The sequence below is a fragment of the Cupriavidus sp. UYPR2.512 genome (assembly GCF_000379565.1).
In the GTDB taxonomy this organism is placed as follows: Bacteria; Pseudomonadota; Gammaproteobacteria; order Burkholderiales; family Burkholderiaceae; genus Cupriavidus.
Window position 1 is genome coordinate 212,107 of the sequence record NZ_KB902964.1, and the last position, 18,419, is coordinate 230,525.

An 18,419-nucleotide genomic window follows, 5' to 3' on the forward strand; every position below is an offset into this window, starting at 1 on the left:
TTGCCGCCGCTGCCATCAGGCCGCGCGGTCCATCAGGAACTGCGCCAGCAGCGGCACCGGGCGGCCGGTGGCCCCCTTGGCCGCGCCGCTCTTCCAGGCGGTGCCGGCAATATCCAGGTGGGCCCAGTCGTACTTCTCGGCAAAGCGCGACAGGAAACACGCCGCCGTCACACTGCCGGCCGGGCGGCCGCCGATATTGCCCATGTCGGCAAAGTTGGACTTGAGCTGGTCCTGGTACTCATCGTCCAGCGGCATGCGCCAGGCGGTGTCCATGGCGCGGCGGCCGGCCTGCAGCAGGGCATCGGCAAGCGCGTCGGAGCGCGCGTACAGGCCGCTGTTGACGTGGCCGAGCGCGATGATGCAGGCACCCGTCAGCGTGGCCACGTCGATCACCGCGGCCGGCTTGAAGCGCTCTACATAGGTCAGCGCGTCGCACAGGATCAGGCGGCCTTCGGCGTCGGTGTTCAGGATCTCGATGGTCTGGCCGGACATGCTGGTGACCACGTCGCCCGGCTTGGTGGCGATGCCGCTGGGCATGTTCTCGCAGGTCGGCACCACGGCGATGACGTTGAGCTTCAGGCCCATCTCGGCCACGGCCTGGATCGTGCCCAGCACCGAGGCGGCGCCGCACATGTCGTACTTCATCTCGTCCATGCCCTCGCCCGGCTTGAGCGAGATGCCGCCGGTATCGAAGGTGATGCCCTTGCCCACCAGCACCACCGGGGCCTGCTTGGCGCCGGCGCCGTCGTAGCGCAGCACGATGAACTGCGGCGGCTCTTCGCTGCCCTTGGTCACGGCCAGGAAGGCCCCCATGTTCAGGGCTTCGATCTGCTTGCGGCCCAGCACCTCGGCCTTGAGCTTGTGGCGCTTGGCAATGCCGCGGGCGGTATTGGCCAGGTAGGTCGGCGTGCAGATATTGGACGGCAGGTTGCCCAGGTCGCGCGTCAGCTCCATGCCGCTGGCAATGGCGGTGCCGCGCACCACGGCCTGGGTGGCGGCGCGGGCATCGCCGGTGTCAACCGCGATCACGACCTTGCGCAGCGAGGACTTGTCATTGCCGTTGGGCCTGGCGTTGGCGTTGGCATTGGCGCGCTTCAGGCCCGGATGGCGCTCCAGCAGGCGATAGCCGGCCTCGCGCACCAGCGTGATGGTGGTGATCACGCCCCAGGCGACATCGCGCTGCTGCGGCGCCTGCTGCGCCAGGCACCACAGGGCCGAGGCCGCACGCGTGGACGACAAGGCACGCACGGCGGTGCGGACCGCGTCGGCAAAGGCCTTGTCGCTGAAATCGGCTTCCTTGCCCAGGCCCACCAGCAGCACGCGCGCGGCGCCCACGCCGGCCACCTCATGCAGCATCAGCTGGGTGCCGCGCTTGCCCTCGAAGTCGCCCTGCTTGATCAGCCGCCCCACCAAGCCCTTGGTGGCCACATCCAGTGCCTTGGCCACGCCGGCCAGGTTCTGGCCTTCGAACAGGCCGACCACCAGGCAATCAGTCTTGGTCGCCAGGAAACCATTTTGGCCGGCTTTGCTCCAATCCAAGGCTTTTGTGCTAAATTCCATCGCGCTTCCTTCCAGGGGCTCGTTAGACACGAAAGCCTCCATTATCCGCGATTTTTATCCCGCGACCTGCCGCCGCTGATACGCCCCGGTCACGCTGACAGCATGCTGTGCTGCCAGCCAGCTGTTCTGCCAGGCACCTCGCACGGCACATCGCCCGCTCCGGCCGGCAGCCCGGAACCGAACCCGCATGATCCTTCAACAAGCCCTGCGACGCGAGCTTGCCTACACCGCCGGGGCGGTGTTCCTGGTGATGCTGACCTTCATGCTCACATCGCTCGTGATCCGCATCCTGGGGATGGCCGCCAACGGCAAGGCCAGCCCCAACGACGTGCTGATGCTGATCGGCCTGGCCACCATCGGCTACCTGTCGATCCTGCTGTCGGCCACGCTCTTCATTTCCACCCTGATCGTGCTGACGCGCTGGTACAAGGACTCGGAGATGGTGGTGTGGTTCTCGGCCGGCATCTCGCTGCGCGACCTGGTCAAGCCGGTGCTGCAGTTCGCGGCACCCTTCGTCGTGCTGGCGCTGCTGCTGGGCATGTTTGCCTGGCCCTGGGCCAACCAGCAGAGCGCGCTGTTCCGCGACCGCTTCGAGCAGCGCGGCGTGATGTCGATGATTGCCGCAGGGCGTTTTATCGAGCCGGCCAAGGCCAACTACGTGCTGTTCATCGAGGGCATGGATGCCGATATGAAGTATGCGCGCAATGTCTTCGTCGCCAACTCCGAGGCCGACAAGATCGGCGTGGCGCTGGCGCACCAGGGCAAGTTCGAGACCATGCCCAACGGCGACCGCCTGGTGGTGATGGAAAACGGCCGCCGCTACTCGGGCACGCCCGGCCAGATCGACTACCGCATCGTTGAATTTGGACGCTATGCGGTCAAGGTGGACAACAAGCCGCCTGAGTCCGAGGCCAGCCTGCCGCCCAAGAGCCGCGACACCATCGATCTGATCCGCAACCCCACGCGTGAAAACCTGGGCGAGCTACTGTGGCGCATCTCGCTGCCGATCCTGGCCTTCAATTTCGTGATGATCGCAATCCCGCTGGCCTATGTGAACCCGCGCCTGGGCCGCTACACGCCGCTGGTGTTCGCGGTGCTGATCTACCTGACCTACAGCAACCTGGTCAACCTGTCGCAGTCCTGGGTGCGCTCGGGCGCGATGCCCTTCTGGCTGGCGTGGTGGCCGATCCACCTGGTGGTCTTCCTGGGGGCGCTGCTGCTGTTCCGCTACCGCCAGAACCGCAGCCTGGGCGGCTGGCGCGCCGTGTTCGGCCTGCGCAGGCGCGATGCCGCAGCCACCGGAGGCCAGGCATGAGAATCCTGCGCGTCTATGAACGCTACTTCGGCCGGCTGGTCTACGGCGTGTTCGCCTTTATCCTGTTCGCGGTGCTGTCGCTGTTCGTGTTCTTCGACATGCTCAACGAGCTGGAGAACGTCAACAACCAGTACACCTCGCTGGTCGCGCTGTTCCACGTCCTGCTGCAGGCGCCCACGCGGGTGTATGAGGTGCTGCCGATCGCGGTGCTGATCAGCGCGATCTACGTGTTCTCTCAACTGGCCAGCCAGTCCGAGTACACTATCTTCCGCGTGGCCGGCCTGAACACGCGCCAGGCGCTGTTCTCGCTGTTCAAGCTGGCGGTGCCGCTGGCCATCGTGACCTTTATCTTCGGCGAGTTCATTGGCCCCCGCGCCGAGCAGTATGCGCAGAAGATCAAGCTCGAGGCAATCGGCGCAACCGTGTCGTCGGGCTTCCGTTCGGGCGTCTGGGTCAAGGACCGCGACAAGGATGCCGCCACCGGCGGCGGCGAGATCACCCGCTTCGTCAACGTCGCCGGGTTGCGGCCGGACCAGACTATCACCGGCATCACCATGTACGAGTTCGACCCGCAATACCGCCTGCGCGTGATCCGCGTGGCGCAGGAGGGGCGCTACCAGGGTGGCCAGTCCTGGGAACTGCAGGGCGTCAACGAGACCCGCTTCATCGAGCTGGCGCCCCCGGCGCAGGGGGCGAAGCCGGCACGCGATGCGCTGGCCCCGGACTTCCGCGCCGAGCAGGTCAAGTTCCCGCGCGTGACCATGCATTCCGAGCTGACGCCGCAGATCCTGTCGGTACTGCTGGTGACGCCGGAGCGGATGTCGACGCTGGACCTGTTCCGCTATATCCGCCACCTGCGCGACAACAAGCAGGACACGCAGCGCTATGAGATCGCCTTCTGGAAGAAGGTGATCTACCCGCTGACGCTGTTCGTGATGGTGGCGCTGGCCCTGCCCTTCGCCTACCTGCACGCCCGTGCCGGCGCCGTCGGCGTGAAGGTGTTCGGGGGCATCATGCTGGGGCTGTCGTTCCACTTGTCGAACACGCTGTTCTCGCACGTCGGCCTGCTGCATACCTGGCCGCCGATCATCTCGGCACTGGTGCCCGGCACGCTCTACCTGATGGTGGCGCTGCTGGCGCTGCGGTGGGTGGATCGGCACTGAGGGGCGGGCTGCCATGACCACACCCACCCGGGCCCTGGTCCTGTTCGCGCATGGCGCGCGCGATGCGCGCTGGCGCGAGCCGTTCGACCGCCTGCAGCAGAAGGTGGCCGCTGCCCTGCCCGGATGCGAGGTGCGGCTGGCGTTCCTGGAACTGATGACGCCCGCGCTGCCCGATGCGCTCGCCGACCTGGCAGCGCGCGGCGTGTCCGACGCCACCGTGGTGCCGGTGTTCCTGGGCCAGGGCGGCCACCTGCGGCGCGATCTGCCTGCCTTGCTCGACCAATGCCGGCAAGCGCATCCCGGGCTGCGCATCCATTGCGCGACGGCCGTGGGCGAGGCCGACCCGGTGCTGGATGCGATGGCGGCGTACTGCGTTGCCTCATTGCCCGCAAGCGGCCAGCCCTGAGCAGAAACGCGGTCCTCCATGACAAAAGCCCTGTACCGGCATGCCGGCACAGGGCTTTTTTCTGGTAATGCGGAGCGCGATCAGGCAGCGCGCGGCGCCTGCACGACGGTTTCGCCCACGCCTTCGCGCGGCGTTTCGGTAGCCCGCGCAGCCAGCGCCGCCCCGATCATCAGCAGGCTCGGCTGCACCGGATCGATCCAGGCAGCAGCCTCGCCCGCTGCCATCCGACCCAGCGTGAATTCACGACTACGCTGCCGCGGCGTGCTGGCGGCCTCGACCACCCATGCCGGCGTGGACGCGGGCTTGCCATGCGCGATCAGCTGCGCGGCAATCGATGCTGCCTGGTCACGGCCCATGTAGTAGACCAGCGTATCGGCCTTGACCGCGGCTTCAATATCAGCCGAGCCCTCACCGTCCGCAGCCTTCGCCTGCGTGGCAAACGCCACGCTGCGCGACACACCCCGCTTGGTCAGCGGCTTGCCGATCGCCGAAGCGGCGGCCAGCGCCGCCGTGATCCCGGGCACCACTTCATACTCGATGCCAGCGGCTTCCAGCGCCTGCAGTTCCTCGTCGGCGCGGCCGAACAGCATCGGGTCGCCGCCCTTCAGGCGCACCACGCGCTCGTACTTGCCGGCCAGATCGACGATCTGGCGGTTGATGAACAGCTGCGCGGTGGAGCGCTGCCCGCAGCGCTTGCCCACCTCGACCAGCTCGGCCTGCGGACACCAGGCCAGCATCTCCGGCGCTACCAGTGCATCGTGCAGCACTACCTGGGCTTCGCCCAAAAGCCGTGCACCACGCACCGTAATGAGGTCTGCCGCACCGGGGCCAGCCCCAATGAGGGTCACCTTGCCGTAAGTCTTCTGCGCCTGCTTGTCCATCTGTTGCCCCTTCCTGTTCGTTACCGATCAGGAGAACGCACGGATCATGCCCGCGGCCACCGTGTGGTTGGTCGCTTCGTCGATCAGCACGAAGGCGCCCGTGGCCGGGTTGTCGCCATAGGCATCGCACACGATCGGCTTTTGCAACGAGATCTGCACCGAACCGATGTCGTTCAGGCGAATATCGTGGCGGCCGGTCTCGTGCGACAGCGTGTGCACGTCCAGCACGCGGTCCACCGCCGACACGCGTGCGAACACGCTGGCGGTAGTGTGCTTGAGCACATACTTGCGCGCCGGGTTCAGCGATTCGTCGTCGAACCAGCACAGGTCGGCCTGCAGCTTCTTGGCCGGAGCCGTGGCGGCCTCGGCGGCGACGAACATGTCACCGCGTGATACATCGACGTCCTCGGACAGGCGCACGGTGACCGTGTCGCCGACATTGGCGGATTCTGCGGCGCCGTTGGGCGTCAGCACTTCGGCCACCACGGCATCGCGGTTGGCTGGCAGCACGCGCAGCTTCTGGCCCACGCGCACGGTGCCGGCCTCGATGCGGCCGGCATAGCCGCGGAAGTCGTCCGACTGCGAACCGTCCTGGCGGATCACCAGCTGCACCGGGAAGCGCAGCGCGGCGTCATCCTCGGGCGCGGCTTCTTCCACCGGCAGCTCTTCCAGCAGCGGCAGCAGCGGCTCGCCCTGGTACCAGGGCATGGCATCGCTCTCGTGCACGATGTTGTCGCCGCGCAGCGCCGACACCGGCACGTAGCGCACGTCCTTCAGGCCCAGTTGATCGGCCAGTTCCGAGTACGCGGTGCGGATCTCGTTGAAGCGCTGTTCGCTGTAGTCGACCAGGTCCATCTTGTTGACGGCGACGATCACGTGCCGGATCTCCAGCAGCTTCAGGATCGCCGAGTGGCGCTTGGTCTGCGCCAGCAGCTCGGCACGGCCGTCGGTGACCGTGACACGCGTGGCATCGACCAGCACGATGGCCGCGTCCGCGGTCGAGGCGCCGGTGACCATGTTGCGGGTGTACTGCTCGTGGCCCGGCGTATCCGCGATGATGAACTTGCGGCGCGCGGTCGAGAAGTAGCGGTAGGCCACGTCGATGGTGATGCCCTGCTCGCGCTCGGCTTCCAGGCCGTCGGTCAGCAGCGAGAAATCGATCTGCTCGCCGGCGGTGCGCTTGTTCTTGGCGTTGGCCAGCGCGGTCAGCTGGTCGGACAGCACGGCCTTGCTGTCGTATAGCAGGCGGCCGATCAGCGTGCTCTTGCCGTCGTCGACGGAGCCGGCGGTGATGAAGCGCAGCAGGCCTTGATGAGTTGCTTGGTGAGTCATGTTGAATTCCTTTGCTGCGTCCGGGATCAGAAGTAGCCTTCTTTCTTCCGGCGTTCCATCGAGGCTTCGCTGGTCTGGTCGTCCATGCGGGTGGCACCGCGCTCGGTGATCTCGGTCACAGCGGTCTCGGCGATGATCGCTTCCGGCGAATCGGCAACGCTGGCCACCGGGCAGGTGCAGCTGATGTCGCCCACGGTACGGAAGCGCACCGACAGCACCTCGCTGACGTCGCCATCCTGCTTGGGCGTGATCGGGGTGACCGGCACCAGCAAGCCGTTCTTGCGCACCACTTCGCGCTGGTGCGCGTAGTAGATCGGCGGCAGCGCCAGGTTCTCGCGGGCGATGTACTGCCACACGTCCAGCTCGGTCCAGTTCGAGATCGGGAACACGCGCATCTGCTCGCCCTGCGCCATGCGGGCGTTGTACAGGCTCCACAGCTCGGGGCGCTGGGCCTTGGGGTCCCACTGGCCGAACTCGTCGCGGAACGAGAAGATGCGCTCCTTGGCGCGGGCCTTCTCTTCGTCGCGGCGGGCGCCGCCCATCAGCGCGTCGTACTGGTGCTCGCCGATGGTTTCCAGCAGCGTCACGGCCTGGGCCGCGTTGCGCGAATCGGTTTCCTTGCGCAGGCGCACGGTGCCGCGCTTGATCGAATCTTCCACATGGCCCACCACCAGGCGCGCGCCCAGCTCAGCCACGCGCTGGTCGCGGAAGGCGATCACTTCCGGATAGTTGTGGCCGGTGTCGATATGCACCAGCGGGAACGGCAGCTCGATCTTGCGCTCGCCCAGGCGGAACGCCTTCAGCGCCAGGTGCAGCATCACGATCGAGTCCTTGCCGCCCGAGAACAGCAGCGCCGGATTGCGGCACTCGGCCACCACCTCGCGGATGATGTAGATCGACTCCGCCTCCAGGCGGTCGAGATGGTCGTTCTGTACTTGCAACAGGTGTGCCACGCTGCTCGTTTGCGTCAGGCCTGCTTCTGCGATGTCGTTCATGATGCCCATTTTTTCCGGCCTCAATGCTTGATGTTCTGTTCGTGGAGCCCGCACTCTTTCGAGTCCTTGCTCTCCCACCACCAACGTCCCGCGCGCACATCCTCGCCCGCGCGCACCGCACGCGTACACGGCTCGCAGCCGATGCTGGGGTAGCCTTTGGCATGCAGGGCGTTGATGGGCACGTTGTGGCGCTTCAGGTAGGCCCACACCTCGGCCTCGCTCCAGTCCGCCAGCGGATTGAACTTGGGGATGCCGCGGGCTTCGTCCAGTTCCTCGAACGGCAGCTCGGCGCGCGTGACCGCCTGCTCGCGGCGCTGGCCGGTCAGCCAGGCGTCGGCGTGCGAGAGCGCGCGGTTGAGCGGCTCGACCTTGCGGATACCGCAGCATTCCTTGCGCAGGTCGACGCTGTCGTAGAAGCCGTTCAGCCCGTGCTTCTTCAGGTAGTTGTCGACGGCCTCGGCGTCCGGCGTGAACTGCTCGATGGTGTAGCCGTAATGCGCCTGCACCTGGTCCAGCACCGCCAGCGTCTCGGCGTGCAGGCGCCCTGTCTGCAGCGTGAACACGCGGATGCCGGCGCGCACGGCTTCGGTGCCGCGCAGGATGGCATCGGTCAGCACCATATCCTCGGCCGCCAGGCTCGAGGCAAAGCGCGCGCGGAAGAAGCGGCCGGCGATGCCCGCCAGGCGCTCGCCCAGCTCGCGCTCTTTCTGCTCCAGCGCGTCGATGCTGCCGGTGTATTCCGGCGCAACCCACCGCGCAGGCGGACGCAGCGCCGACGCCGCGCCAGCCCCCGTGTCAACCGCCACGGCGATCTCGCTCAGCACCGTGCTCATGCCGCTTCCTTCGATTGCGCGCCAACCTCTGCCCGCGCGCGGCGGAACAGCGGCAACGGCTCATCCACCGAAGCCTGGTAGGTCACGGTGAACTCGGTGAAGCCCTTGATGGCGTCGTCGATGTTCTTGTCGGCGCGCACCGCGAAGGCGTCGAAGCCGCAGCGCTTCATGAAGTTGAGCTGGTCGCGCAGCACGTCACCGACGGCGCGCAGCTGGCCCTTCCAGTGGTAACGGGTGCGCAGCAGGTAGGCCGTGGAAAAGCCGCGGCCGTCGCGGAACACCGGGAAGTCCACCGCCACCAGCGCCACGCGCGCGAAGTACGCCTCGGCATCGCCCGGCTCGTCTTCCGGGGCCAGCCACACGCCGGTGCGGGCCGCGTCGCGGCCGGCCAGCAGCGCTTCGTTGGCCTTCCATACCGACAGCGGGAACAGCACCGCGTCCTGGCTTTGCGCGGCCGCGGCGATCTGCTCGTCGGTCAGCGGCTGCTCGGCGGTGCCGCGCAGCACGGTCCAGGCGTCATCGACGATGACGGGGGCGACGGTAGCGCCGTCCTGTTGCAGTTGAATGATCTTTGCCATGTTCAGTCTCCGGTCCTCAGGCTTCAGCGCGCTCGCGCGGCTGCTTGTCGGCATAAACGCGCTCCTTGAACGGGGCGATGCCGATGCGGGACAGGGTTTCGATAAAGCGTTCGTCTTCGATGCGGTTGGCCACGAAGGTGTCGATGATGCGGCTCACCACCTCGGGCATTTCCTCGGCGCTGAACGACGGGCCGATCACCTTGCCCAGCGCGGTCTGGTTGCCCTGGGCGCCGCCCAGCGTGACCTGGTACCACTCCGAACCGTCCTTGTCGACGCCCAGCACGCCGATATTGCCGACGTGGTGGTGGCCGCAGGCGTTGATGCAACCCGAGATATTCAGCGAGATCTCGCCCAGGTCATAGACATAGTCGAGGTCGTCGAAGCGCTCCTGGATCGCCTGCGCGATGGGGATCGACTTGGCGTTGGCCAGCGAGCAGAAATCGCCGCCCGGGCAGGCGATGATGTCGGTCAGCAGACCGATGTTGGGCGTGGCCAGGCCGGCCTTCCTGGCCAGGCCCCACAGCTTGAACAGGTCCTGCTTCTTCACGTCCGGCAGGATCAGATTCTGCTCGTGCGCGACGCGCAGCTCGCCGAAGCCGAACTGGTCGGCCAGGTCGGCCACGGCTTCGATCTGCGCGTCGGTGGCGTCCCCCGGGGGCGAGGCCACGCCCGGCTTGGTCGACAGCGTCACCGCGGCGTAGCCCGGCACCTTGTGGCCGTGCACGTTGCGGCTGACCCAGCGGGCAAAGGCCTTGTCTTCCAGCAGGTGGTTCTCGTACGACGCATCGGTGTCGGCCAGCTTTTCATAGGCGGGCGGCGTGAAGTACTGCGCCACGCGATCGAACTCGGCCTGCGTCAGCGTGGCCGGGCCGTCCTTGCTGTGCTGCCACTCTTCCTCGACTTCCTGCGCGAACTTCTCGGCGCCGATGGCCTTCACCAGGATCTTGATGCGCGCCTTGTACTTGTTGTCGCGGCGGCCGTAGCGGTTGTACACGCGGATGGCCGACTCGACGTAGGACAGCATGTGCTGCCACGGCAGGTCTTCCTTGATGATCGTGCCCAGGATCGGCGTGCGGCCCAGGCCGCCGCCGGCCAGGATGCGCAGGCACGTTTCGCCTTCGGCGTTCTTGTAGGCGTAGATGCCGATATCGTGCATCTGCACCACGGCGCGGTCGTCGGCCGAAGCGGAGATGGCGATCTTGAACTTGCGCGGCAGGAAGGCGAATTCCGGCTGGAAGGTGCTCCACTGGCGCAGCAGCTCGGCCAGCACGCGCGGGTCCACCGACTCGTCCGGCGCCACGCCGGCGAAGTGGTCGGTGGTGATATTGCGCACGCAGTTGCCCGAGGTCTGGATGGCGTGCATCTCGACGCTGGCCAGCTCGGCCAGCACGTCGGGCACGCGCTCCAGTTCCATCCAGTTGTACTGGATGTTCTGGCGCGTGGAGAAGTGGCCATAGCCGCGGTCGTATTCGCGCGCGATATGGCCCAGCTTGCGCATCTGCTTCGACGACAGCAGGCCGTACGGAATCGCCACGCGCAGCATGTAGGCGTGGCGCTGCATGTACAGGCCGTTCTGCAGGCGCAGCGGCAGGAATTCTTCCTCGGTCAGCTCGTCGGACAGGCGGCGGCGCACCTGGTCACGGAACTGGGCGACGCGCTCGGCGACGATGCGCTGGTCATATTGGTCGTACTGATACATGGCGGGGTCCGTTCAGTATTCGTTGAATTCAGGAAACGAGCTTGATGGCGACCAGCGTCAGCGTGGTCGCCAGTGCGGCACGCACCAGCCGTTCGGGCAGCGCCCGCGACAGTTGCGCGCCCAGCCAGATGCCGGGGATCGAACCCACCAGCAGCGCCAGCAGCAAATTCCAGTCGACCGTGCCGAGCCACACATGGCCCAGCCCGGCAAGCGCCGTCAGCGGGACGGCGTAGGCAATGTCGGTGCCGGCCACTTCTGCCGGCTTCATATGGGGATACAGCAGCAGGATCAGCGTGGCGCCAACCGCGCCGGCGCCGATCGACGACACCGTCACCAGCACGCCGATCACGGCGCCGACCACGATGGTGGCAATGACCTGGGCGCGGCCGTGCAGCTGGAAGCGCGGATTGCGTTCCAGCCAGGCCAGCATCTGCTTGCGGAACAGCAGCGACAATACGGTCAGCAGCACCGACACGCCGATGGTCAGGCGGATCGCATGCAACCACTGGGCGCTGAGCTCGCCGGCGCGCTTCAGCACCAGGATGGCGGCCACTGCCGCCGGCAGGCTGCCGAGGCACAGGCGCCGCACCACCTGCCACTGCACATGGCCGTGGGCGCGGTGCGCGATGGTGCCGAAGCCCTTGGTGATGGCCGCAAACGCCAGGTCGGTGCCGACCGCGGTGGCCGGCGAGAAGCCGAACAGCAACGTCAGCAGCGGCGTCATCAACGAGCCCCCACCCACCCCGGTCAGGCCGACGAGGACGCCTACAAACAGACCGGAAACGGTATAGGCAACAGACATGGGGGACTCGGTGGAGCCTGGCCCGTGGATCTCGCATCACAAAGTCGCTGCTGCGAGAAGACGCACTGAGGGCTGGCCATTCATTAACAAAGTTCGAGAATCGTAATAAACTGGCCTCATACCTCAAACTAATAAGAAGTTGTTTGTTTATACGAACCCAGATATATGAACCTGCACCAGTTTCGCTTCGTGCGTGAGGCCGTCCGGCAGAACTACAATCTGACTGAGGCCGCCAAAGCGCTCTACACGTCACAACCCGGCGTGTCCAAGGCCATCATCGAACTGGAAGAAGAGCTGGGCGTGGACATCTTTACCCGCCACGGCAAGCGCATCCGCAGCCTGACCGAGCCGGGCCGCCGCATCCTGAGCTCAGTCGAGAAGATCCTGCAGGAGGTGGAAAGCCTGAAGCGCGTCGGCATGGACTATGCGGCACAGGATCAGGGCAACTTCACCATCGCCACCACCCACACCCAGGCGCGCTACGCGCTGCCGCGGGTGATCAGCGAGTTCACCAAGCGCTACCCCAAGGTGCGGCTGTCGATCCAGCAGGGCAACCCGGTACAGATCACCGACATGCTGCTGCACGACCAGGCCGATATCGGCATCGCCACGGAGGGCATCTCCAGCGACAAGAACCTGGTGTCGCTGCCAGGCTACCAGTGGACCCATATGGTGATTACGCCACCCGAGCATCCGCTGCTCGACAAGAAGCACCTGGCGCTGGAAGACCTGATGGGCTACCCGCTGATCACCTACGATGCCAACTTTGCCGGCCGGACCAAGATCGACAAGGCCTTCGCGCTGCGCCACCTGGAGCCGGACATCGTGCTGGAGGCCATCGACGCGGACGTGATCAAGACGTATGTGGAGATCGGGCTGGGCGTGGGCATCGTCGCCGGCGTCGCCTATGATGCCGAGCGCGACCGCAACCTGCGCGGCATCCCGGCCGGCCACCTGTTCGGCAGCAACGTGACGCACCTGGCCGTCAAGCAGGGGGCCTACCTGCGCAGCTTTGTCTACACCTTCATCGAGCTGTTCTCGCCGACGCTCAACCGCAAGCTGGTTGAGCAGGCCATGTCCGGCGAACACGAAGCCTACGAACTCTGAGGACGGCCCGCCGCCGCCTCTCTATATAAGAAGCAAACCCAACCATGCATCTGCTGCCCATCACGCCCTGCCGGCCGGAGGCCCTGTGAGCGACCTGCCCCGCATTCACTGGACTGAGGACGGCGTCGAGCGCAGCGCCGCCTGGCGCTCTGAAGCCGGCCTGCCGCCGCCGCGCCGCGTGGTCATTGCCGACGACACCACCAGCGCCGACACCGCCTACCGCCTGGCCTGCGAGGGCACCGCGCTGCTGTGGCGCGGCGACTTCCAGAACGCGCGCCAGCTGCTGCACGCGCTGGCCCGCCGCACCGAGCGCAAGCCCAAGAAGGCCAGCCGCCCCGGCCAGAAGGCCAAGGACAAGGGCAAGGGCGGGGCCGCGTCGCCAACCGAGGCCTTCAACCTGCACCGGCTGGCCCAATCGCAGCGCGCCCGCACGCTGGGCATGCTGCTGCTGCCGTTCGAGGCCGGCCACGAGGTGCCGCTGCGCCGCGCGCCGGATGTGCGCGACGCCTGCGAGCAGGTCTACGGCCCGGCCAGCGAGCCCTATGTGGCGTCGATGCGCGAGCTGCTGGGCATGATCGGCGCCTATGAATGGCGCAAGAAGGGCGTGGAGATCCCGGCGCTGGAAGACCGCATCCACCCCTGGTATGGCGTGTTCTCGCCGGTGCGCGGCGAGTATGTCGACCTGGTCGCGGCCGAGCCGCTGCCGGCCAAGACCCTCGCCTTCGATATCGGCACCGGCACTGGCGTGCTGGCCGCGGTGCTGGCCCGCCGCGGCGTGCAGCGCGTGGTCGCCACCGACCAGGACCCGCGCGCGCTGGCCTGCGCGCGCGAGAACATCGCGCAGCTTGGCTACGCCGCGGAGGTCGAGATCATCCAGACCGACCTGTTCCCCGAAGGCCGGGCACCGCTGGTGGTGTGCAACCCGCCCTGGGTGCCGGCCCGCCCCAGCTCGCCGGTCGAGCGCGCGGTCTACGACCCCGACAGCGCCATGCTGCGCGGCTTCCTGCAGGGTCTGGCCGACCATCTGGCGCCGGGCGGCGAAGGCTGGCTGCTGCTGTCGGACCTGGCCGAGCATCTCGGCCTGCGCCCGCGCGAGGAACTGACGGGCTGGATCGACGCCGCCGGGCTGAAGGTGCTCGGCCGCTCCGATATCCGCCCGCGCCACCCGCGCGCGACGGATGCCGCCGACCCGCTGCATGCGGCGCGTTCCGCCGAGGTGACCACGCTCTGGCGCCTGGGCATACGCTGACCAGCACGGCCGCGGCGGGGCGCAGGCGTGCCCCGCCGGCCGAGTTCGGCTATCCTTCCCGTCACATATAAGAACGGAGGAGACGATGCTGACACTACCCCTGCGCCCCCTGCTGCTGGCCGGCGCCCTGCTCTTCACCGGCGCCGCCGCGCATGCCGACATCCGCGTCGGCATCGATGTGTCCACCACCGGTCCGGCGGCCTCGATCGGCATCCCCTCCAAGAACACCGTGCTGATGTGGCCGCAGACGCTGGGCGGCCAGAAGGCGCACTACGTGATCCTGGACGACGGCACCGACCCGGCCGCGGCGGTGCGCAACGTGCGCAAGCTGATCTCCGAGGAAAAGGTCGACGTGATCGTCGGCCCCAACATCACCCCCACCGCCATCGCCGCGCTCGACGCCGTGGCCGAGGGCGAGACCCCGATGGTGGCACTGGCAGCCTCGGCCTCCATTGTCGAGCCGCAGACCGACGCCAAGCGCCGCTGGGCCTTCAAGATGCCGCAGAACGACTCGCACATGGCGACCGTGCTGACCGAGTACATGAGCAACCACGGCGTCAGGACCGTCGGCTTTATCGGCTTTGCCGACGCTTACGGCGAAAGCTGGTGGCGCGAGTTCTCGAAGCTGGCCGAGGTGCGCAAGATCAAGGTGGTCGCCAACGAGCGCTTCTCGCGCAACGATACCTCGGTGACCGGGCAGGTGCTCAAGCTGATGGCGGCCAACCCGGACGCGATCCTGATCGCCGGCGCCGGCACGCCGTCGGTGCTGCCGCAGAAGACGCTGGGCGAGCGCGGCTACAAGGGCAAGGTCTACCAGACCCACGGCATCGCCACCTGGGACTTCCTGCGCATGGGCGGCAAGGATGTGGAAGGCACGCTGTTCCCGACCGGGCCGGTGGTGGTCGCGCGCCAGCTGCCCGAGAACCACCCGGTGCGCAAGGTGGCGCTGGACTTCGTCAACCGCTACGAAAGCAAGTACGGCGCCGACAGCGTCACGCAGTTTGCCGGCGACGCCTGGGGCGCGTGGATGCTGCTGGACGACGCCACCCGCCGCGCGCTGAAAACCGGCGCGCAGCCCGGCACGCGCGAATTCCGCGCCGCCATGCGTGACGCGCTGGAAGCCACCACCAATCTCACCATCCCCAACGGCGTGATGAACCTGAACCCGAAGGACCACCAGGGCTTCGACCAGCGTTCGCGCGTGATGGGGGTGATCCGCAACGGCAAGTTCGCCTACGCGGGCGAAAAGTAAGCCCGCCGCAATACGAAAGGAAGCATCGACATGAGCGTCAGCCACACCCCCATCACCGTCGCTTTCATCGGCCTGGGCGCCATGGGCTCGCACATGGTCCGCCACCTGCTGGCCGCCAGCCACACCGTGCGCGCCTTGGTGCGCCGCCCGGAAGCGGCCGAGGCCGCGCGCGCGCTGGGAGCGGAGCCCTTCTTCACCCCGGCTGAAGCGGCGCGCGGCGCCACCATTGTCTTCACCAACGTGACCTCGTCCGAAGACGTGCGCGAAGTGCTGCTGGGCGAGCAGGGCGCGGTCCACGGCGCTGCGCCGGGCACCATCTGCGTGGACCACAGCACCATCTCGCCGATCGTCACGCGCGAGATTGCCGCGGCGCTGGCCGCGCGCGGCATCGAGGCGCTGGACTGCCCGGTTTCGGGCGGCACCATGGGCGCCGAGGCCGGCACGCTGACCATCATGGCCGGCGGCAAGCCCGAGATGCTGGAGCGCGTGCGCCCGCTGCTGCAACTGCTGGGCAAGACCATCACCCATATCGGCGACCACGGCGCGGGCCAGGTTGCCAAGCTGTGCAACCAGATCGCCCAGGTGGTCAATATCGAAGGCATTGCCGAGGCCATGCGTTTTGCCGCCGCGCAGAATGTCGACACCGGCCGCGTGTTCGAAGCCATGGCGACCGGCATGGCCGGCAGCCGCATGCTGGATCTGATGGGCCCCAAGATGGTGGCACGCAACTTCGCAGCCGGCATCGAGGCGCGGCTGCACGACAAGGACTTCGGGCTGGCGCGCGATATCGCCGAAGAAATCGGCCTGGACCTGCCCGCGATGCAGGCCACCTCGGCGCAACTGCGCACGTTGATGGCCAATGGCTGGGGCAAGGACGACACCTCGTCGCTGCTGCGCGTGCTGGAGGGCTGACGCCCTTGCGCCCGGGCGCGCTCAGCGCTCCATCAGCCGCAGCACCGCGCGCGTCAGGGCACCGTCGGGGCTGGCAAAGCTGTCCAGCACATTGAAGTGATGGCAGTCCGGCAGCACCAGGTCGCTCGCGGCCGGATGCGCCACCTTGGCCGGCCACGCCGCGCGGATCAGCGCGTGCTGGCGGTGGTATTCGGCGGCCTCGAGCTCCCCCACCGCGATCGCCAGCGGGGCATCGCTGGCCGGCGGCATATACGCGGGCGACAGCCGCGCGACATCGTCTTCCGAGAACTGCAGGTCGCGCTGCAGGAAGGCCGCACGCCGCAGCGGCTCCATGTCGTACAGCCCGCTGACCGACAGCCCGCCCTTGACCAGGTCTGCCGGCAGGTCCGCACCCAGTTGCGGCCAGCGTGCGGCCATCAGCATCGCCACCAGGTGGCCGCCGACGGAATGCCCCGCCAGGAAGAGCTTGTCCGGATCATGGCCCAGCCCGTCCGCCTGCCGGTACAGCCAGGCGACGCTGCGCAACACCTGCCGCACGATCTCCGGCACCGTCACCGCAGGCACCAGCGTGTAGTTCACCACCGCCACCGACACCCCCAGCGCCGGCAGCGCGCTGGCGGCAAAGCTGTGGTCATGCTTGTCCAGCGCCCGGTAGTAGCCGCCGTGCACGAACACCAGCAGTGGCGGCAGCGCCCCGTTGGCCCGCTGCGCGGGGAAGTAGTCCAGAGTCTCGCCCTGCGCGTGGCGCGAGTCCTTGCCGGCATAGCTCAGGTCCGCCAGATAAGGGCTGCGTGCGCGCACCCCGGCGGACCACTGCGCCCAGCGCGCCATATGCACTGCGTTGTCCGGCACATTGGCGCGGTTGTTGTATTCCCGGTCATAAAAGCCGGGGTCCTGCGAAGGCAGGCTGGCGAGGCGCGCCAGCGAAGCTTGGTCGGTCATGGCGGTCAGGGGTGGTCGGGACGATGGGCATGTGAGAGGCTGGGCGCCATGCTACCGGATTTGCGCGGCCGCTGATGTGCCCGGCGCCGGTTGTCCGACGACGGGATTTCCGGCATAATTCCCGGCTCAGCACGGCACCGGTTCCGGCGCCATACACCCTGCCCGGGTGGTGAAACAGGTAGACGCAGGGGACTCAAAATCCCCCGCCGCAAGGCGTGTCGGTTCGAGTCCGACCCCGGGCACCATCAGCTTAGGCGCAAAGCCTTATCCCATAAGCCTTTCCGGGCGGTTCGGTCGTGTTTCTGTGGCAACTTCCGTGGTAAGTTGCCCATGTGAATCAAACGCGGCGTCATTTCCATCACCTTGAAATGCTGCTAAGACCAATCTCTGCACTTCCGACCCCGCAACCGTCGCCCGGGCAATCGAGCGGATGAATAGACGGCTTGAAGAGGACTGGGCAATGCTCCGCGCTGACTCGAACGCCTCCCTTAAGGCCACCAAATACCTCCTCCGCAGGAGCGCTGGTCGAGACCGCAGAGGCGGCGCTGTCGCTTCTGTATGACCGGCGACGCCCTCTGCTTCTAAAGCGCGCTGCGCTCAACCCTCTGCCAACTCATTGCCCACCCATACAAGGCAATACACCCAAACACCAGCATCGTAGGCCCGAACACAAACGACAGCAGCGGCATCATCAACAGCGAACAGCTCACCATCAGATAAACGTGCAGCGCCAGCTGCATCGGCACCGCGATCATGACAAACACAAGCGTGAGCAGCGTCAGGAAGATCTTCTTCGGCCATGAGAAGTCAAAGATGTAGTAGACCAGCGCATGCGCCCACGGCAACAGAAACAAAAGGCTGGCGCAGGTCTTCACGCCGTTGTCCACATATCTGCTGGCCGTGTACGGAAAACTCTGCGGCGCCACCGCGAAGAACAGCAATGCCGTGACCTCAATGAACACGGCGAACAGCAGGAAGTACCGCAGCGGCAGGTACAGGTCCCGTATCCGCAACGCCATCAGGCAGACGGCGAGCGTCGCGATCAGCGTCACGAACCAGGTCAGTACGTCTGGCACCGGAGCAACGACGTTGGTGTAGGGCAGGTTGAAGTCGAACCATGCCACCCGCGTCAATTGTTCAATGACGACGCCATCGATGCCGAGCTTGTCGATCCAGAAGCGCAGCACTCCCACCCATATCCCGCTGATATGGTCGCGCAGCATCCATTCGGCCACATTGAACGCCACGGGCACCAGCAGGACCCCCGCGAGTGCGGGGGCGGACAGGGTCAGGTGGTCCAGCGAACGATGCCTGGCCAGGCACAGGATGGTCAGGCCAAGAGCGTCGCTCTGGTCGTGTGTGGCTGCGGTGTGCCCGGCAGGGTGCGTCATGG

The 18,419-nt window shown here is 66.9% G+C and carries 17 protein-coding genes and 1 tRNA gene; 8 read left to right on the forward strand and 10 right to left on the reverse strand.

The window, feature by feature from the left end; all coding sequences use genetic code 11:
* Positions 1 to 15: 15 nt before the first annotated feature.
* The gene (locus tag A3A5_RS0114750) at positions 16 to 1,560 is read right to left on the reverse strand and encodes a leucyl aminopeptidase (RefSeq protein ID WP_018311334.1); all 1,545 of its coding nucleotides are present in this window, start codon (positions 1,558 to 1,560) and stop codon (positions 16 to 18) included.
* A 187-nt stretch (positions 1,561 to 1,747) separates the two neighbouring features.
* Here A3A5_RS0114750 and lptF point away from each other — a divergent pair, with 187 nt between their 5' ends.
* The 3 genes from lptF to A3A5_RS0114765 are packed head-to-tail and all read left to right on the forward strand — an operon-like array spanning position 1,748 to position 4,444.
* The gene (gene lptF, locus A3A5_RS0114755; protein WP_018311335.1) at positions 1,748 to 2,875 is read left to right on the forward strand and encodes an LPS export ABC transporter permease LptF; all 1,128 of its coding nucleotides are present in this window, start codon (positions 1,748 to 1,750) and stop codon (positions 2,873 to 2,875) included.
* On the forward strand, positions 2,872 to 4,038 hold the full coding sequence (gene lptG / locus A3A5_RS0114760) for an LPS export ABC transporter permease LptG (protein WP_018311336.1): 1,167 nt from the start codon (positions 2,872 to 2,874) through the stop codon (positions 4,036 to 4,038). Before lptF ends, lptG begins: the two co-directional genes overlap by 4 nt.
* Before the next feature lie 13 nt (positions 4,039 to 4,051).
* Positions 4,052 to 4,444: a sirohydrochlorin chelatase gene (locus tag A3A5_RS0114765; protein ID WP_018311337.1), complete on the forward strand. Its 393-nt coding sequence runs from the start codon at positions 4,052 to 4,054 to the stop codon at positions 4,442 to 4,444.
* A gap of 80 nt (positions 4,445 to 4,524) precedes the next feature.
* Here the strand turns inward: A3A5_RS0114765 and cobA are convergent, their stop codons facing one another.
* The 7 genes from cobA to A3A5_RS0114800 are packed head-to-tail and all read right to left on the reverse strand — an operon-like array spanning position 4,525 to position 11,564.
* Complete coding sequence (gene cobA, locus A3A5_RS0114770; protein ID WP_018311338.1) at positions 4,525 to 5,325, reverse strand: uroporphyrinogen-III C-methyltransferase; 801 nt, start codon at positions 5,323 to 5,325, stop codon at positions 4,525 to 4,527.
* 27 nt (positions 5,326 to 5,352) lie between these two features.
* Positions 5,353 to 6,657, reverse strand: a complete 1,305-nt coding sequence (locus A3A5_RS0114775) for a sulfate adenylyltransferase subunit 1 (RefSeq protein WP_018311339.1) — start codon at positions 6,655 to 6,657, stop codon at positions 5,353 to 5,355.
* 26 nt (positions 6,658 to 6,683) lie between these two features.
* A complete protein-coding gene (cysD, locus tag A3A5_RS0114780; protein ID WP_018311340.1) occupies positions 6,684 to 7,661 on the reverse strand; it encodes a sulfate adenylyltransferase subunit CysD in 978 nt (325 codons plus the stop codon).
* An 11-nt stretch (positions 7,662 to 7,672) separates the two neighbouring features.
* A complete protein-coding gene (locus tag A3A5_RS0114785) occupies positions 7,673 to 8,485 on the reverse strand; it encodes a phosphoadenylyl-sulfate reductase (protein WP_018311341.1) in 813 nt (270 codons plus the stop codon).
* Positions 8,482 to 9,063: a DUF934 domain-containing protein gene (locus A3A5_RS0114790; RefSeq protein WP_018311342.1), complete on the reverse strand. Its 582-nt coding sequence runs from the start codon at positions 9,061 to 9,063 to the stop codon at positions 8,482 to 8,484. Before A3A5_RS0114790 ends, A3A5_RS0114785 begins: the two co-directional genes overlap by 4 nt.
* Positions 9,064 to 9,079: 16 nt before the next feature.
* Positions 9,080 to 10,762 carry a nitrite/sulfite reductase gene (locus tag A3A5_RS0114795; RefSeq protein WP_018311343.1) on the reverse strand — a complete coding sequence of 561 codons (1,683 nt, stop codon included), beginning with the start codon at positions 10,760 to 10,762 and terminating at the stop codon, positions 9,080 to 9,082.
* Positions 10,763 to 10,790: 28 nt separating this feature from the next.
* Positions 10,791 to 11,564, reverse strand: coding sequence for a sulfite exporter TauE/SafE family protein (locus A3A5_RS0114800; protein ID WP_026200790.1), 774 nt, complete (start codon positions 11,562 to 11,564; stop codon positions 10,791 to 10,793).
* A 165-nt stretch (positions 11,565 to 11,729) separates the two neighbouring features.
* Here A3A5_RS0114800 and A3A5_RS0114805 point away from each other — a divergent pair, with 165 nt between their 5' ends.
* The 4 genes from A3A5_RS0114805 (at position 11,730) to A3A5_RS0114820 (ending at position 16,084) form a co-directional block, all read left to right on the forward strand.
* Positions 11,730 to 12,671, forward strand: coding sequence for a CysB family HTH-type transcriptional regulator (locus A3A5_RS0114805; RefSeq protein ID WP_018311345.1), 942 nt, complete (start codon positions 11,730 to 11,732; stop codon positions 12,669 to 12,671).
* An 85-nt stretch (positions 12,672 to 12,756) separates the two neighbouring features.
* A complete protein-coding gene (locus A3A5_RS0114810) occupies positions 12,757 to 13,920 on the forward strand; it encodes a class I SAM-dependent methyltransferase (protein ID WP_018311346.1) in 1,164 nt (387 codons plus the stop codon).
* Between the two features lie 85 nt (positions 13,921 to 14,005).
* Positions 14,006 to 15,172, forward strand: a complete 1,167-nt coding sequence (locus tag A3A5_RS0114815) for an ABC transporter substrate-binding protein (RefSeq protein ID WP_018311347.1) — start codon at positions 14,006 to 14,008, stop codon at positions 15,170 to 15,172.
* A 30-nt stretch (positions 15,173 to 15,202) separates the two neighbouring features.
* Positions 15,203 to 16,084 carry an NAD(P)-dependent oxidoreductase gene (locus A3A5_RS0114820; RefSeq protein ID WP_018311348.1) on the forward strand — a complete coding sequence of 294 codons (882 nt, stop codon included), beginning with the start codon at positions 15,203 to 15,205 and terminating at the stop codon, positions 16,082 to 16,084.
* Between the two features lie 21 nt (positions 16,085 to 16,105).
* On the opposite strand, the gene A3A5_RS0114825 is transcribed toward A3A5_RS0114820, so the two are convergent.
* Positions 16,106 to 17,026, reverse strand: coding sequence for an alpha/beta hydrolase (locus A3A5_RS0114825; RefSeq protein WP_018311349.1), 921 nt, complete (start codon positions 17,024 to 17,026; stop codon positions 16,106 to 16,108).
* 160 nt (positions 17,027 to 17,186) lie between these two features.
* On the opposite strand from A3A5_RS0114825, the gene A3A5_RS0114830 reads away from it, so the two are divergent.
* Positions 17,187 to 17,271, forward strand: a tRNA-Leu gene (locus A3A5_RS0114830).
* Positions 17,272 to 17,607: 336 nt separating this feature from the next.
* On the opposite strand, the gene A3A5_RS0114835 is transcribed toward A3A5_RS0114830, so the two are convergent.
* Complete coding sequence (locus A3A5_RS0114835) at positions 17,608 to 18,417, reverse strand: hypothetical protein (RefSeq protein ID WP_018311350.1); 810 nt, start codon at positions 18,415 to 18,417, stop codon at positions 17,608 to 17,610.
* Positions 18,418 to 18,419 lie beyond the last annotated feature (2 nt).